The organism is Stieleria magnilauensis, assembly GCA_007753675.1.
Lineage (GTDB): Bacteria > Planctomycetota > Planctomycetia > Pirellulales > Pirellulaceae > Stieleria > Stieleria magnilauensis.
Map to the genome: position 1 here is coordinate 3,287,747 of CP036432.1, position 19,102 is coordinate 3,306,848.

At 60.9% G+C, this 19,102-nt stretch carries 1 protein-coding gene; it reads right to left on the bottom strand.

What is annotated here, in order from left to right:
* Positions 1–209: 209 nt before the first annotated feature.
* Positions 210–18,863, bottom strand: a complete 18,654-nt coding sequence (locus TBK1r_RS11685; RefSeq protein WP_145210398.1) for a tandem-95 repeat protein — start codon at positions 18,861–18,863, stop codon at positions 210–212.
* Positions 18,864–19,102 lie beyond the last annotated feature (239 nt).

Genomic DNA, 19,102 nt, shown 5'->3' on the forward strand with positions numbered 1-19,102 from the left:
AAACGGCTGATCATCCATTGACATCAGCCGGTTCGCGCCAGCTTCCGGGCCTCGCCACTTCGGTTCGCTTGGCGGTCTGGCGTCCTGGTGAGCGTCGCGATGGCACGTGGTCGTGCGCGTGGCGATCCTCGCCGTCTGGGAACGGCGGCGACAGAGCGGACGGTGATCGTCCGCTCGTGAGTATCTGGCATCGATCCGATGCGAGCCGATTAGATCAGATCACCGAAGGCGGCATCGAGGGCATCGATCCGGTCGTCCTCGTCGTCATCGTCATCAAATGCGATCAAGTCGATCACGTCACTGACGAGTGCGGCGGGCGCGTCCTCGGAATCGTCGATGAATCCGACTTGCTCGCCTTCGATCCCTTCACCTAGACCGCTAACGGCTTGGCGACGGGCCAATTCGTTGATCACCGCCAGGGCATCGAGCGGCGTGATCACTTTGTCGCCATTGACGTCAAAGTAGGGCGGTCCGAAATCGCTGTCCTCGACCGGGATTTGCGACGCGCCGGACCGGGCCAATCGGTTGATCACCAACAGGGCGTCGATCGGTGAAATATCACCATCGTCGTTCACGTCGGGGTTCAGGTTGGGGTTCTGCAATCGGCTTCCGATCACTTGCACCCGCACCGTACCGGGGCTGCTGACACGTCCGGTGGTATCGGCGATCGTGTAGGTGAAGCGATCGATCCCGAGGAATCCATCGGCGGGAATGTATCGAATGGTGCCGTCGCCGAGCGGCACGACATCGCCGCTGAACGGACTGTCAACGATTTGAATCGATGTCAGATCGAGTCCGCGGTTGGGTGCCCCGGTTGCAGCATCGGGATCTTGGTCATTGGCAGACACGTTGATCACGATCGTTTCATTGAGGAACGTTGCCACCTGGTCGGTGCGAGCGATCGGGGCGGCATTGGCCGAGATGGTCACCAACGCTTCGGCGCTGAACTGGCCGATATTGTCGGCCACGCGATAGCGGAACACATCTTCCAGAGCGAAGCTTGGCGACGCGGTGAAGGTGATGACACCGTCGTTGCTGATCGACAACGAACCGAATGCCGGTTGCAGAGTGATTTCGATCGAGGCGGGATTCAAGGTACCGTCCACATCCGAATCGTTGGCCAGCACGTTGATGACCGTCGGTCCAGTCGGGTTGAGCGTCGGGTTATCCGGCCGAGCAACCGGCGCGTCATTGACACCGTTGACCGTCACCGCCACGGAGACGATGTTGCTCAGCGCCCCCTGGGAATCGACCACGCGGTAGTTGAAGGCATCCACACCGGTGCTGCCCTGCGTCAAGGCTTGCAAGGCAATCGAGGTGGACGGATCGTAGGTGATGACCCCGGTCGCCTGATTGTATTGGACCCGGGCTCCGCTGAGTGAGAAGCTGTCGGTGGGCATGACGATCGTCAGCGTATCACTGGGATTGCCGATATCGGGATCGATGTCATTGCTCACCAATTGGTCCGCCGTCAGCGTCAGCACTGCGTCTTCGCTGGCCGTCACGCTGTCGGTGACCGCAACGGGCCGATCATTGACCGCCGTGATCACCAACCGCAGCAATTCTTGAGCGCTGGATCCACCCAGCGAATCGATCGCCCTGACGGCTAGGTCGACCGAACCGTTGGCGTTGGCCGCCGGAATGAATCGCAGGGTGCCGTCGTCGCTGATGGCTGGCAGTTGTTGGAACAAGCCTTCGGCGCCAACTGGCGTTGTGACTTCAAAGCGAACCGTTTGAGTCAACTCGTCGGCCGGTCCGGGGCTGATGTTGGAAGCCCACGGTTGGGAGTACGGGCCGCTGTCCTCGTCGACGGTGATCGGATTGGCGACGCGATCGAATGTCGGCGGATCGTTCACCGGATTGACCCTCAACGTGAAGGTCCGCGGTGCCGTCGACGCAGCCGGTGTGCCATCGGTCGGCACATCGGTCAAGACGACACGGAAACTGGCGATACCATTGGCGTCACCGGCGGGCTCGAACAACAACTGGGCGGTGTTCGTGTCGCCATCGACGACCGCGACCGGTGCCGAAGCAAACAGGTTGGGATCACCGGCAATCTGGGTAACGGTGAAGAACACGTCTTGGCTGCTGAGTTCGTCGAGCGCCGTTCGCGGACCAGGCAGAACATTGACCGCCCAGTCGTCGATCGTCACGGCACCGGCGTCCTCGTCGACGATCACGTTGACCGGACCGCTGTATTGCGGCGTGTTGTTGACCGGCATCACGTGGATCGAAACCGAGTTGGCTGCGATCTGGGGATTGAAGCGTTCGACGCCGCCGGTCCCGAAGTCCACCGTCGTCCCATCATCGGTCACGGTGTAGATAAAGGAATCGGTTCCGACGAAGTTCGGACGGGGCGTGTAACGCAGGCCGATCAAGGCGCCACCACCATCACGAATTTGAGTGATCGAGCCACCACGCGCGGTTTGAAGCGGCGTCGGCTCCTTTAACTGCAGCGTTTGATTGCCGCCGGGGGTCAAGTCTTGCCCTTCATTGGCCGGCCCCACGGCAAACACATCCAACAGACCTCGGTCATTGCCGACGCCGACACTGAAGATGTCCAGCGATCCGTCTTCATTGATCGAGAATTCCAGCGGATCGACATCGGTACGGACCACCGGAGGATCATTCTGCGGCAGGACATCGATGGTGATCGTGACCGGATTCGACTTGTTCAAATCGCCTCGTGCCAGATCGTCGGCCCCGTTATCGACCAACACGATCTCAAAGTCAAAGCTGCCGAAGACGTTCGGTGCCGGTTGGAACGACATCACGCCGGTCGGCGTGATTTGTGGGGGCGTCGAGAAATAGTCGCCCGCCACGCTTGAGTCGAAGGACAGCGGCGAGACGGTGAACTGAACGGTTTGACCGTTGATCACATCGACTTCGTCAAACGCGGTCGCCGGGGGAGCCGGTTCGATGTCGAAGGCGAAGTTGTCAAACGTGATCGGCGCGCTATCTTCGATGACTTCGATGCTCCGCAGCGGGCTGTTGGGGTCACCGAGCGTGACGGGCAACAGGTTGACCGCAAATTGCGGCCGGTCATTGACCGGATTGAGGACGAACTGCACAAAGTTGGCGGCCGTTCGCGGAGCGGAGCTGAAGCCTCCACCCTGATACGTCGTTCCGTCATCGATCACCGTGTAGGAGAACGAGTCGACCGGACCGATGTTGGCGTTGTAATTGACCGGTGGGTCGTAGAACACGCCGGGATTGCCGAACGAATCGACGCCCAGGGTCAACGTTCCGCCCAGATTGGTGCGCGTCGGGATCTGATCGAGCGACAGAGTTTGATTGCCGCCCTCGATGTTCGGATCGGCTTCGTTGTCGGGTCCGACCACAAAGACGTCCAGCAAGCCGACGCGGTTGTAGCCGCTGACGTTGGGATCCCGACGAAGTGGGATGAAGAACGGCGTGTCGACGTCACCGCCGGCCTGCGTGTTGTCCTCTTTCAACGTGTACGTGATCGTCCCGTCGATGATGCGATTCGTGTTCGGATCAATCACCTCGGCGACCGTGTATTGGTCGTCGGCGCCGGCGTTGTCAGAAGTACCGGTGACGTTCGGATCGAACTGCGGCGGGTCGTTGACCGGGCGGACGTTGACGGTCACCGTCGCGTCGGTCGATTTCGGATCCGTCGGATGGTCGTCGGTGAACGTGAACACATAGATCACTTCGCCGACGAGGTTCGCGTTGGGGAACACCGTCAATCCACCGCTGGCGGTGACGATCGGCAGATCGGCCATCACGCCTCGAGGATCGGTCACCTGGATACCGGTCAATCGATCGACCGTCGGACGTCCCTGGTCTTGCAATTCGTCTGCAGCGGTCAGTGGACCGGGCAGCACGGTGGTGAACACATTGTTGATCGTCGCCTCGGCCGGGGTCGGATCTTCCGGCACATCGATCGAATCGAGATTTTCGATCAATGGGAAATCGTTCGCCGGATCGACCGTGATCGTGACCGTCGCTTCCTGGATGCTCGTCTGCTCCGGCAAGCCGAGTACGGTCTGGGCGATCGGCAGCGTCGTTCGGCCGTCGTCGGCGATGCCGTAGGTGAACTGGTCAAACGGTTGGAACGGCTGCAATCGGTTGTAGTCGTCCGCCGGCTGGTACGTCCCGTCAGTGAAGGCTCCGTTGACGAAGTTCAACGTCAACAACCCGCCTTCGGGCGTCGCCAGCGTTTCGGTTCCGGTAAAGCCGCTGGCAACCGTCACGTTACCGGCCGGTGTGGTGAACGACACGATGCGAAGCGTTTGCTCGCTCTCGTCGTACGGTGTTCCCAAATTCACATCGAAATCGCCCGGCACGTTGGGCAATTCCGTCACGACGACCGAAGTCGTTCCGCTCAGCGTGACCGTCGGTCCCGCCGCGGCGCCTGTCATCCCGGCGTTGACCAGCAGGGTCGCGAGACGGGTGGCGAGATCATCGGCCAGTTCCGACACCGTGTAGGTCAACAGCAGATCGGTTCCGATCGAGGCGGTCGAGGAGGTGCTCAGTTCGACCACCGTCGGTTGACCGGTTGCGTCGGTGATCACCAGCGTTTGCCCGTCAACCAATGCACTTCCGTCGACCAGCGTGATCGAATCCACGGTGGTGGTGATCGGCGAGTTGGTAATCGGGCTGACACCGTCGAGCAAGTCGGCCGCGGTGAACGTCAGCAGGTTCGGCCCCGCCGGTTCGACCGCTTCGGTCATCCCGAGGGCGCGATCGTAGGCGACCGGAGCATCATTGACCGGTTCGATAAAGATCGTGCTGGTGATCGTGGCCGTTCGCGGGACCACGTTGCGGGTGCCGTCGAGTTCCTCGTCGACGCCCATGTCCTGAACTTCATACGTGAATTCGACCTGACCGTAGATGTCGTCGGCCGGCGTGAACAGGACATCCCCTGAAGCAGCGTCGATCGCCACCGTGCCGAATCGCGGGTCCATCGAAACCGAAATGATTTCCAGTGCTCCGTCGTTGCCGTTGACGCCGAGGACTTCATCGGCCGCGACGAAGGGGTCGAGGGGATTGGTCGTCACAGCCGGTCCGGGAACATCATTGCCCAGCAGGAACGCCGCGGGGATGATCAACTGGGTATCTTCGGTCGGGACCGGGAACTGCAGGTTCTGGTCCAGATAGAAGTTGCGGTAGGCGTCGTTGGCCGGCGAGATCAGCTCGGGCAACAACACCGGATCGCTGTTTCGCGGTGCGACCAGGATGTTCGCATCCGCGTCATCGGTCAACGGTGTCCCGGCAACGGGATTGCCATTGAGATCCAGCGATCGACCATCATCTTGGATGGTGAACGAGAACATATCCAAGATGCGGGGGTCGGCAGCGTCCCGCAGGTTGTCGCTGTTGAAGTAATCGGCACCTTGATAGTAGATCTTGGTGATGAAGGTCCGCTCGAACGTGGTCGGATCATTCGGATCGGCCGGTTCGGTCGCGAAATCTGCCCAGACCGTTCCGAACTGCGGGGTGGTTCCGATGGCGGACTGATTGTTCGCGTCGATCGTGACACCGCCGACGGTGATCGAGATCACCCGCAGCGAGGCGATTTGATTGGATTCATCCCACGGCGAAGTGGGGATCATGATGTCCATGTCTGCGATCGCACCGACCAGCAATTCCGAGGCAAGGAATTCCTGGGGCTGATCGGCAGGCGACTGACCGGGCTGGAACTCCAGCGCCACCAAGTTCGCATCGGCGGCCAGCGGGGCATCGTTGATCGGCGCGACGTCGATGTTGACGGTGGCGAACACCGCATTGGCGTCGGCTTCGGGGCCGTCGTTGCGTTGTTTGCTGATGCGATAGGTGAACGAGTCCGGTCCGTGATAATCTGAGTTCGGCGTGTAGGTGAACAGCCCCAATGAGGCGTCATCCAGGCGGACTTCGCCCCACGTCGTCAAGTAGGTGTCAGTCGTGCCTGCTTTCAGTGGCGCGTCGATAACGACCAGGCTGTTGACGAATTCGTCAGCCGGCAGACTGTCATTGGCCATCAACGAGGCTTGGCTGCCGGAGGTTCCGTCGACGACCAGAACTTCGTCTTCGTCGACCGTGTAGGTGTCGTGATCGGGCAGCGGTTCAGCGATATGGACGATATTGACCTGGTAATCCTCGACTTCACCACCGATCGCCAATCCGAACGGATCAAAGCTGCCGGCTGCGGAAATCCGCACTCGGGCGTAGGTCAGGCCCGTCTTGGCAGTGGCCGGCGTGAAGACGCGGACCTGGTTGACGCCATCGACGACGTCCAATCCGGAGATCAGTTTTTCGCCCTGGTCCAAGAAGTCGCCGTCGATGTTCAGGTCGACCCAGATGTCCAGTTTACCGCTGCCGGTCACAGTGATCGGCAGGACGGCACCGGCGCGATCATTGCGATCCAGGAACGCGATCACGTCGGCCGAATCGGACGTCGGTGAAACGGTGCCGTCGGCCAGGATCAGCCCGGCGGTCGTCGCCGTCCCTCGGAACGATCCGACGGTCAGACCATCGTCATCGCCACCGGTTCCGGTGAAGTCATCGCCCACGGCCCCGACCGACGGGTTGCCATCGTCGTCGCCGTCGATCAGGCCGCCAAGAATCGGGGTGCCAGTTTCGGCGATGACATGTCGTGGACCGTCACTGGCCAACAACGTGCGATAGGTGTCCGGGGCGTCACCGAAATCGATTTCCACGTCGGGAATGATGACGGTGAATCGGGTGTTACCGTTGCGTTGGTTCGATCGCAGCAGGTTGCCCGCCCGATCGGCGATCAGCGAGTTGTCCAAGTTGATGATGTAGACGCTGGACGGTTCCCAGAGAGTCGACAGCGGTGTCAGACGCAGAATGCCACTGAGTTCGTTGTAGCCGACGACGTAGTCAACGCCCTGGACCAACGGGACCCCATTCTGGGTGATCTCAATCGCTCGATCTGAGATCGTATCGTCGTTGGGATCGTCGACGGTCAATCCGTCCACCCCGGTGCCTTCGAACGGCGAATTCGGATCGCGACCGTCACCCAGGAAGATCGTAAAGTTTTCCAGCAGCGGATCGGTCACCCAAATCACCGTGTTGCTCGGATCGCGATCGTTGCCTTCGGAATCGTTGTCGACCGGGTTCAAAATCACCGCGTACGGTGCGTCGACGTCGGTTTCTTCCAACGCTCCACGATCACCCAACGCCGATGCATTCGGGTCGACGCGGAGTTGACCGAACGCATCACGCAGCGGTGCATTGATCGGAGACGCCGGAATGCCAAGCTCCGTTTTGAACGTCAGATAGTTCTGGCGATCTTGCTCGGTGTTCTGCGAACTGTCGACCGCCGCCGATGAACTGTCCAGGTAGTAATTGCCGTTGGCGGCATCCACGAACAGCGGTGCGGTCGCCGGTGCGGTCAGCGCGCCGGTGCCGGTGTTGCCATTGTTGGTGTTGTTCTGGAAGAAGTTCGAACGGATGACGGTTCCGGTGCCGCCATCGGTGATTCCTCGATTGAAATCCGTGATCAAGTTGTTCATCAACGTGGGACTGGCCAGCCCCACAATTTCGATTCCGGTACCCGTTCGTCCGGATCCGACCAGCGTGTTATTGAGCAGCCGCCCGAAGGGAACCGGTCGCTGTGGGATCGCGGTCGTCTCCCCGGCGAAACGGATCCCGGACGATCCGGAGATCACGTTATTTTGGATGACGACGCCGGGCACCAGTCGCTGGGAGTTCAACTGTGGGAAGTTGATCGTCGATCCCGGATGCGGAACGCTGCCGCCGGCTTCAGTCGTTCCCGGCTCGACGTTGATGCCAAGAATGGACGAGTTGCTGATGAAGTTCGAATCGAGAATCAGGTTGCCCTGAGCGCGTTCGCGGTTGCGATCAGCCAGCAACCCCGTACCGCCCTGCAGCAATTGGACATTATCGATGAACGCACGGTTGGCGCCCTGCGGCGGTGCGGTGTCAGTGAAGTCGTACACCCATGTGAAGGTCGGATTGCCCGAACCGAACGTGAATTCGGCCGTGACGTAACCGGTCACACCGGAGGCCAGTGTCGGATCGAGAATCGGCTCTTCGCCCGAGTCGCTGACCAATCGCTGCGGAACGCCATCGATCAAGAATCGTAAACCGTGTGTCTCGAGCGCCGAATTGACGTCGTAGGAGAAACGGATCACACCGGCGGTATCGGAAAGCGATCCCAATTCGGCTCGCGTGACCTCGAAAATCGAAACGCGATTGGTTCCCACCGGGCCGGATTGCAGACTATTGATGCCGGTGCTTGGATTCACGTTGGTGACCGACCATGGGGCGATTTCCGAAGCGGTGAATCCGCCCAGCACCGTCGTGTCTTGGGGCAACAAGCTGGGGACAAACGTGGCGGGTTCGAAGGACAGCAATGCCGTCTCGCTCGCTTCATCCACGTGCCGGTCGTTGGTGTCAAAAATTGCACCGACGACTGGACCGACCGGGGTCAGCGCCACGTGCTCGTCCGTCCGGCGAATCTCCAACTGATACGGTCCGTTGACGATGTCCGGGAACTGTTCCGGATCCAGGTCACGGGTGCGGCTTGTGCCGGCGAACAGGTTCGTCAGCCCCACGTCGCCGTTGGTACCGGTGACCATTTCACCGCGTTCGGCGTATCCGATGATAAAGTCGTCGACAAAGAACCCTTGATGTTGGTTGTCGAGCGATCGAATCGACCGCGCGTTGTTTGTCGTGCTGACGTATTCGCCGAACGGAGCGACGTCGGTCGCGGCGGCGGGATTGTATTCATTGTCGATGCGGCCGAGCGTGGAATCGTTGACCGAACCGGCCGAGCTGAAATCGAGCCGCAGTTTCAATCCGGTGAGACCGGCATACTGAGACAAATCCACGCGGGCTTGTCGCCACTGGCCGGTGTTGTCAAACAACTCTTGAACGATCTGCTGGCTCTGCGCTCGGGGCGTCGCGCTATTGAGCCCGGCGTCGGACAGGTGTGACAGGAATCCGGGAAGTTCAGCGGTTCCGCCGAAATCGGTCGGATCGGCGACACTGAGTTGCGAGTTGTTCGATGCGACCAGATCCCAGGTCGCACCACCATCGGCCGAGATGAAGACGCGGGCGCTGTCGCGGAACGGATCCTCGCCATCGGAATCGATGTCGGAACCGTCGTGTCCCTCGGTTTCCAAGAAGTAGCTGAAGTACAACGTTGGGCGATCAGCCCGAACCGACCCGTCCAAATCGAACTCGCCGGTTTCCAACGTTCCATAACCGCCTCCGGGCAGGTTGTACGACCCTTGGACGCCGTTCCCAAAGTCGCCCACGATGGCCGGGTTGCTGCTCAAGTCGGCATGGAACTCGGTCGTCAGAATGCCGTACTGGGCATTGACGCCCGGCAGGTATTGCAGGTAGTGCTCGGAGTCCGAGTTTTGATTCAGGACCCATTGTTCTAGACCAAACTGGTAGCTCACGCCGCCTTCGTCTTGGTCAAAGTTTCGGAAGCTTCCCGGCGTGCCGTAGACCTCGCTAATGTCACCGGGTACCCGAGTGTCATCTTCGGCTTCGTTGATCCCGTGTCCGGCGTCGGTGGCGCGGAGCGAGGTCGGGTGCCAGAGGTTGAAGTCCAGCGGCGAGAATGCCAATCCGATCGCGTTGGCGCCAAACCCATTGAGTCCGGAAACGTCCATGATGAAGCTACCGGCGACTCCGGATCCGACAGCGGCTTGCAAGCTGATGCTCGCAGCGGTCGAGGGCAAGTTCAACGAGTTGTCGATTTCCAGCAGTGAAACATCGACGCCCGCGTACTGTCCGACGAAGTTCAACAGCACGCCGTTTCCTGGCGGATTCAAGACGCCGGCGGACATGACGTCGGCCGGATTGAAGGTCGGCAGTCCGATCAACGCATCGCGGACGCTCAAGATGCCATCGGTTGCGGGAGCGATCGGCACGTCGACATTGAGCCCCGCACGGGTCTCGACGATCGACGGCGCCGGTGCGTTGGTCGTCTGGACCGTCGTCACGACGATCGTCGGCGATGTGCCACCGGTCAGTGCATTGTTGAAAATGAACTGGGCGATATCGGTGCTCGCCAGTGCCCCGGTGAACTCGATATTGATCGTGCCGCCGGGAAGCGCGCCCGTTCCGGTCACGATGATGTTGCCGTTGAGTGCGGGAATGCCTGCTTCCAACGCCGCCTGAACGGCGGCCACGGGGGCATCCCAGGCGATCGGATCCGAGACGCCCGTGACGGGACCGGAGGCGAGCTCCAGCGTGAAGTTACCGCCGTTGGGTCCGCCGGTGACGTTGAACTGCTGGATTTCGTTTTGCAACAGGTTTTCCGTTGCCGCGGGCACCGTGATCAGCGGCACATTGCTGTCCTGCAGATCACCGGTGAATCGGATGCTCAGGGGCCCGAACGCCAGGGTCGCTCCGGTGACGATCACGTTGCCGGGACCGATCGTTGGAAGGTTCTCGAGTGCAGTTTGGACGTCACTTGCCGACGCATTCCAAGCCACCGGCAAGGTCGTCGCGCCCAGGAAACGCATCGCAAAGTCGCCGTCGTTGACCCGCGGGTCGAGCGAGATTTGCTGAATCTCGTCGCCGACCAATCCGGTATCGTCCGCGGTCAGCAGTGGCAGGTCTTTGGCCGCCAGTGCGCCGATGAACTCGACACTGACCGGGTTCGAAACCGCCAGACCGTTCAACGGGCCGCCGGTGACATTTACGTTCCCCAGCCCACCGACGAAGGGCAGTGCGGCAATTGCCGCGCGAATCTGGGGATTCGATGCGTTGTAGGGAAGCGCCACCGAGGTGTCGACGCGTGCCACGCCGGCCCCGAACGCGTGACTGGCCGGCGACGTTCCGTTGGCTCCGCGAATCACCGAGAATTGGGCGCCGAAATCACCGGGGTTGGGAACCACACTGGTGACTCGCAAGTCTTCGCCGCCGATTCGAATGTTGAATCCACCGAACGATGGGAAGGGTGTTGCATCGAGAACGGACAGGGTATCCGAAACGTTCAGCACTTCGCTGAAGTTGCTGTGGTGTGCGGCCGCCGTGCCGTTGTCACCCCGCTGGTCCACCGTCAACTCGTTGGCGATCGTGTTGACAGTGTTGACGCGCATCTCTTCGTCTTGGATGCGGATCGTAAACGGTGCCGCGGGAAACGCACTCGCATTGAGGACCGGAATCGTCAACGTCGTGTCGTTGATCGCCGACGACAGGAAATCACCGCCCGGCAGCGACAGGGTGCTGGTGGTCAACGACGTCACTTTTTCGAACACCGTCGCGGTGTCGGCGTGCGCTGCCGCAAAGGTTCCGTTGATACCTCGGGTCACCGTCCATGCAGTGCCCACGGCCGAATCGACGCGGATCTCCTCGCTGCCGATTTGGATATTAAACGGGGCGGATGGGAATTCAGATGAGTCCTGGACTGTGATCAACGTCTGCGTCGCGTCGATATTAAAGGCGGGACTGGTGACGCCACCTTGGTCGACCACCATCGACAACGTGAAGGTCCCGCCGGATCCGGATCCGGTCGTGTTGATCGACTGCGTTTCGTTGACGCTCAGGTACGAGGGAGCGTCGGCCGCGATCGGATCGGTCGTTTGACGACCAAACAGGCCCGCGTCGGTCGTCAGGGTAAAGAAGCCGCCATCGGGACCGGCGCCGGTGCTGAGCAATTGCGCCGCACCGCCGGATTCGAAGGCCAGGAATCCGTTTCCGGAGGTGTCAAAGGCGACGAGTTGGCCATCGGTCGTGACGGCGAACAGGACGTTCTGGTAGACCCCGCCTTCGACGTTTTGCGGACCGAGGGAGAGACCTTGGAATTCCAGGTTGGGCACGCCGATCGCGTTGGTCGCATCGACACGATTGATCACGTCGCCGGTGGAGGGATTGATCTCCAAAAACTCGCCCGCGTCGGTCACACCGTACAGGTTGCCGGTGCCGAAGAAGTTGGCAAACGACAGACCGGTGACCCGTCCGACCAGCGGTCCGTTGGCGCCGTCACTGGCCGCGGTCGTCAACGCCGAGCTGGTCGTGATCGCCAGCGTTCCCGGCGAACCGTTTCCGCGATTGTCATCGTTGCCGCTGTAAATCACCGCGGTGATCAGTTGGCTGGCGACCGGGTCGTTGTTGATCTCATCGACGATGGCTTGAGCCGAGGGCGCGCCGGTGATCGGGGGCCCGCCGGTGCCGCCCAGCGTCAACGTGATGGTGTTGCCGGCGACGTTGACGACGGCGTTGGTGTTGTTGGGACGGAACGGGTTGATGACCAGATCAAACGCACCGGCCAGACCGGCGATCTTTGACTTGATCCGGATCGTCGTCTGGGGAGTCGGACCGTTGGCCGGAGGCGTGCCACGTACCGTCAGGTTGTAAGTCTGGTAGGCGACGTCGGACGGTTGAATGTCGCCCTTGACCCCGTACGTGTTGCGGGCATTGAACGTCAAGGTTGCGTCACCATCTTCGGTCGCAAGGTACAGCTTTGACGAGTTGTCCGATTCACGGACGGCATAATACACGTCGTAAATCGGCGTCGGCGCCGTGGCGGGGCCGGTGGTCCCGACACGTCGGAACGTCAGCGCGTCGACTTCGTCGGATGTCGTGAACTGGTCGGCGCGACGGACCCGCGAAATGTTGTCCTGGATCTGGTTGGAATACGACGACGTGTTCGGGGTGGGGGTCTGGCCGTTGATGTTGTCGTTGCCGACCAGCGTGATGTTGCCCGTTTCCGGATCGATGTTGACCAACGCACCGACGCTGGACGCGTTGTTGTTGAGTCGTTGATAGCCGTACATTCGGCCATCGGTTCGAATCACGACGTCTTGAACGTCATTGACACCGCCATTGAGCCCACCGCCGTCGGTGACACGCGTCAACCAACGCGAGCTTTGGAAGGGATCGACGGTGTAAAGGTGGTCGCTGTTGCGATTGCTGTTGTCGTTCTCCGGTTCATCCGTTGCGACGTACAACGCCACATCCTGAAGCGTGAACGGCCGCACGTTCATGCCGACGCCGGTCAACGTGTTGATGTCGAACAGGCCTTGCGGAGTCTCCGGTAGGATGTCGATTCCGCGTGACGAATAACCTTGGAATCCGAGGTGATCTTCGACGATTCGTGAAACCGAGTTGACCGGTTCGAGTCGGACCAGGCCGTTCCCCTGGTTGGCCGGATTGGCTTGGAAGACGCCGGTCAGCGCGGTCGGCAACAATCGATCGCTCATCACCGCGACAAAGAACTCGCCACCGGGTGTCAGGTGAATCGGACCGATGTAAGCGTCTTTGGTCCCCAAGGATCCACGGCTCAGATCGTCGATGCTGCCGTCGGCAGACGCATTGCGATCGTCTTCGACGTTGGATTCTCGTCCGATAAAGACCAGATCGCCGTCTTCGTTAAAGACCGCAACGGTGGTGTCCGCGCGGACCGCCTTGTCGGAATAATCCAGATCCAACACCACCGCAATCGTGCCGGCACTGTCGTTGACGCCGGGAATCACCTGGACGCCGGTTTGATCCAATCGGAAGCGATACCAATCCGCATCGGTTTCGCTGGAGAGATTTCCGGAGATGCCCAACGCCGCCAGGTCCGTTTCCAGCAGGTTGACCAGTTGTTGGGCCTGATCGAACGTCTGGTTGGCGTCATTGGTTTCGCCGGCTTCACCGATCAGCGGGCTGTGGGCGGGCAATCCGCGGACATCGATTCCCGTTTCGGCATTGCGAATGTCGGCGTAGCGGACCGTCGAACCGGGGAATTCCTGGACCTGGTCGAGCCGGATTTGCAACTGGTACTCGCCACGGCTTTCGCCGCGAAGCTGCGTGAGATCACCGAGCGCCGCGGGATTGCTGCGGACCCGAACGAAATAGGTGCCGGTCTGACCGGGCGTCCCGGGTAGGGTGTAACGGAAACCGGGATCACGGAAATTTTGGGTGTAGTGGTCGCCGCCGAGCAATGGGTTCTTGATCAGCGTGGCGGCGTTCAGGTTGCCCGGGTCGGCATCGCCGGAGCGGACCGATCGGGCCAGTACGGTACCGGAGGAGTTGATAATTTCGACGACCGCGTCCAAGTTGGTGTCGGTGCGATCGATGTCGATCCAGACTTCCGTCCCCGCGGTTCCGTTGAAGCTGTAGACATCGACGTCGTCCGGGCTGGTCGGGCTGATGTAGCCTTTGACCACGAAACCGAGCCGACGGTTTTCGTCACCGCTTTTCTGGTCCGGAGCGATCACGCCCAGGTTCTGTGCGACGACGACGTTGCGGTTGACATCTCTGCCATTGGTCAACGGGTTTTCCGCTTCGCGGACGATCGCCACGTTGCGGTCGTTGCTGAATTCATCGAACAGCAATCCACGCCATTGGCCGGCCGCCCCGGTCGTGGGATTGGCCGAGTTGTTGGTGTTGCTGCTGAGTGCACCGCTGGGTGTGAACCCGGCGCCGACCGAGTCGTCGGCGAGCGAGGTGAGCACCACCGGGTGTCCGGGGGTTCCCAACACATGGATGGTGCCGCCGATGCGATCGATGATCTCCTGCGGGCTTCCGGTGGCGGTGAAACCGGCCGAGCCGTTGGTCGCCTTGATGACCAGACTTTCCGAATTGCTGCTTTGCAGGGTCAATCCGCTGTAGGTGTGGTGATTGCCGACGATGACTTCGCCGGAGATCACGTGGACCATGTCGGTGTCTTCCCAGAAGGTCTCGGTCGTCAACAGCTCACCGCGGACCAGCATCCCGTTGATCGAGTTGCCGTCGAGTTCGTTGAGCCGCACCAACGGGCCTTTGTTGTCATCGAACTGGGAGTAGCGATCGATCGGCCCGGTCGTGCGTCCGGAGTCACGTTGGGTTTCCCAGCGCATCGCGTTGGCGTTGATGTTGATCGCCGGTCCGCTGTTGTCGATGATCGTGTTGTCCACGATGATCGGTTGGGCCCCGCGGACATAGATCGTGGCATCGCTGTGTCCGCCACGACCATTTCGCGATCCACCGCCACCGCCACCGGCGTTGGACTGCAGCGTGCTGTTGGCAATGCGGACTTCTGCTTGATGAATTTCGACCGCGTTGAAGGGGACGGCGCCGCCTTCGATCGGTGCCGAACCACCGCCGTAGGCGATCAATGCGTTGTCGATGCTGCCGGAGGTCGATTGGCCGAAGTACAAACCGCCCCAATCCCCGGGTGCAGGTGAGGGGCCGCTGGTCGGATCGGAGTTGAACGACCCGCTTCCGCCGTAACGATCATCGGCGATGGAGGTGAAGATCACGGGGCGATTCAACGTGCCTTCGGCGATCAACGCGCCGGCACCGCGTTCGGCCTCGATCCGTGATTGATCCAGTTTGACGACCACACCGGGATCGACGACCAGCCGACCGGCCGCACGCGCGACCAGTTGGCGCGCGGGGGTCAAGAATGGACCGCCGGCGGCACCGGAAATGATCAGGTTTTCGCTCAACACGTGTGTGATGTCGGTGTCGTCAAAACGCCCCGAAACGGTCAGTTTGTCGAGCGTGGAACCGAGCGACGTCTTGACCCGAATGAACAGACCATTGACCGCATTGTCGGCGAGGAAGTTGCCGCGGATGTCCGGTCCGATTCGGTCGTTCGAATCGTCGAACGCATCGGGGCTCGCCGAGATCGCCGGGCTCTTGGCATTGGTGATCCGGTTGAATGAAATCGTCGGTCGCGAGTCCGTGACGTAGATCGGCGCGAACGGCAACTCGTTGGCGTCGACAAAGACATTGCCACCGCCGTTGTCGATGTCGGCGTGGTTGACATAGTTCAGATAGATGCCATTGGCATCCAAATCGGCATCGGCGCGGAACACAATTCCGCCGAAGTCGCCGGGAGAGGTGCCCGGGCCGACGCCATCGGAATCGCCCCCGACCGAGTCATTGTGATAGGAACGGAATAGAACCGATTGTTCGGGAGTTCCCAGCACCTGAATCGACGCGTTGCTGCGGTCGAGGTTGCCCGACGACGTCCCGGCGTCCAGGTTCGCGCGACGCATTTTGAACAGAGCGCCGGCTTCGATCATCACGTTGACGCCCTGCGGCACCAGGAATTCCGCTCCATCATCGAGCGCGTTACCGGAGGTGTCCTGCCCGATCAGGTACGGGCGGTTGTCAAAGGCCGTCGCGATGTCGAGGTCGTCGCCGCCGTTGGCCAGAATCCGAATCGGATTGGGCGTGGCGATCAACGTGGGCGAACCCGCGATATTGAGGTTGTTGATACCCGAGAATTGGACGATCCGTGTCGACACACTGACGTTGACCGACGCGCTCAGACGCCCCGCCGTTTTCGCGTTGTTGATCGCCGTTTGGATGGCGGCAGCCACATCGGCCGCGGTGTTGGCAGCGCTGATGTCGACCGGATTGGATCCTAACGTGCCAAAGCGGAACGTGGCCACATTGATGCCGTCATCAATAACGAAACGCTCGCCGTCGTTGATCGAATCGGCGCCGTCAAGTGGGACGACGATGCGGTTGCCCGCCTGCCGCAGGGCGGCTTGGGCCGTGTCAAAGGGGCTGGACAATCGCCCGTCGCCTTCCGGTCCGGGCGTCGTGTCACTCTGCTTGCCCACATAGATCGTCGTGTCCGGGTCGTTGGATTGGAACCAGAACGAATACACGCCGCCGGGGGTGCCGTCGGCATCTCCGTCAAACGCGGTGCCGTCGGCGTCGAGCAACACGCCGTCCTGTTCGGCCTGGAAGGACAGTTGCAAATCATACGCACCGTCGGTGGTCCCGCCGTATCCGGAATCGGGAACGTTCGGGTCGTAGTCGGTGTTACCGGTGCTGGTGATGCCGATCGAGTAGTTGCCCGCTTCGAGATGCAATTCCAGGAACGAGTCGGCGCCAAAATATTGGTCGTTGCGGGCGATCAACTGCCACTGGCCGTCGACTTCCTGGTAGAGCGACATTGCGGTGTTGAGCAGGCTGGGTGTGGCCAATCGCTCGGCAATCGTCTCGGCCCGCAGCTGTCCCGGCTGGGCCAACGTGAAGCCATACATGTCGATGTCGGTCGAGTTCGGCGGCACGATCCGTTGCAGGTGCACGACATCATGATCGCCGGGCAAGACATCGTTGGGGACGCCGCTGCCCTGATTGGACGGAATGTCGTACGAGTGTCCCAGCCCCAGCGAGTGACCGATCTCGTGGAACATCACCGTGGTGAAACCATCGCCGAAGAACCGGTTGGCCTGGTCGTAGATGGCACCGTTTGCCAACGCAAAGCTGCCGCTGGCCAACCCGGCCACGCCGTCGTTGGGACCAAGTCCGGGGCTGACCGCACGGAAGTCGCCTTTACCGATCATCAACTGATCGCCGCCGGGGGTGGTGGCGGGGGACTCAATGAACTCATAACCCGATAGCTGCGCGTAGATCTCGAAGATCTCGCGGATGATCTGTTTTTCCTTTGCAGTGATCAGGTTGATGTAGGGATCACCGTTGGTGTCGGTGCCGAGCGTGTCGGGGAAGTAGTAGTTGACCGTGCGAATGGCCGCGGGCACCGTCGGCTGCGTGCCCCGGGCGCCGATGTGGGCTTCCCGTTGAATTTGGCGGTGCCCCGGTTCGTCTTCGCTGCCGGCCCGCGGCGGAATCGGGATCGGTTGCCGACTGATATTGGACGTGATGCGCAGATCGGCCGACCCGAGCGTGCCGAGATCGGTGGCGCTGTCAAACGTCGAGTTGTCGTCGTCGGTCACAATCGGGCTGGCGGTCACCGCGGCGTTGAGCAGGTACGACCCCGTCGAACCATCGGCGCTGGTGATTTCAACGAAGTAATTGCCGGAGACCGCGACCGGGAAACTCAACAGGTTGTCCAAGTCCGGACCGGCGGTGACGTTGTCGAGTTCGACTTCGGTTCCACCGGGGAACTGGAGCAAGCGCAGCCGGGTGTTCAGCCCCGCTGCCTGTGGCGAAACGTTGACCGTCAACGTGCTTCCGGCAGACAGTTGCAGACTGTACAGGTCGACGTCGGCCGCGTTGTCGCTGACACCGCCGGAGTCACCGAGGAATCCGTTTTGGGCAAACGCGTTGCTCGAATTCAGGCTCCCGACCTGGATGGCCGTCGAGGGGGTCGAGTTGTCGCCGCCGGACTGACCGATATCAAGCCGATAGTTGCCTTCGGGGATGGCTGACGCAAATTTCAACGTGACGCGATTGGCGTCCGAATCATAAGTGACCGTTTCGGCGAGCAGCGTCGCGTCATCGGCCGACGTCATCGAGCCCGACGTGTTGACCAGTCGATAATACGCGGGGTCGATGACCTGTGTCGGATCCAAGGGTTGGTCGTCGAAGTAGACGACGATCTCATCGGAAGCCTGGGACAGCGGGTTGTAGCTGATCGGTTGAGGAACGACCGCGACCACCTGGGCACCACGATCCAGGCGGAAGGTGGTGAATTCATCGACCCCGCCGTTGAATGCTTCACCGTTGAGGTTGGTGAGCACGTTGGCACCAGAGCCGAACACTTGGATTTGGTAGGTGTCGTCGGGTAACGCCGCGGCCGGATCAGTCGAGTTGAACGATGCCGAACTGGAGGGTCGGAAAACGATGCGTTGCAGGTTGGTCGGGTCCGTATCACCCGGGGTTTCCAGACTGACGTAGCCCATCGCGACGTCGACTTCGTTGCCATCGCCGAAGGTCCCATCGCCACCGCTGCGGACCAGCTTGACCGAATCGGTCGTGATCGTGCTTTCGTTGATATCCGCACCGGCGCGGAACTGCAGATTGAACTCGCTCGGGGCAACATTCAGCGTGTCGCCGTTGCGGAGCAGGGCCCCCGAATCGGGACGAATCGCAATCAGCTCCGGTCCGGCCAGCAGACGCCGGTCTTCCAATTGCTGGACGAGGTTCCGGCGCGTTTGAAAACGCTTTTGCGCGCGCTGCCGATCGTGGCGTCGCTCGGCGAGGTTCCTGACACGGTTACCAAGGCTTCGAAAGCTCATCGGGGAATCCCAAAAATCAAAAATGATAAAACAAGGTGGCTCGACGAGTGCTTCATCGAGTGGTGTCGGCGCCGGGCCGCCGACGAAAAATTCGGCTTAAATCCAGCAGGGAGTGTTCAGTCGCTCGGTAGGACCGAGCTCCAGTGTAGGGGCCTAGCGCGGCCGAAAGGGACACGCCGGTGGCGAATTGAATGGCGGTGTTGTCGCGTCGGGGAATGCAAGCGAGCCGTCACGAGCGA

Excerpts from the sequence above, each read along its gene's own strand:
- TBK1r_RS11685 (WP_145210398.1), bottom strand. The coding sequence starts at position 18,863 with ATGAGCTTTCGAAGCCTTGGTAACCGTGTCAGGAACCTCGCCGAGCGA.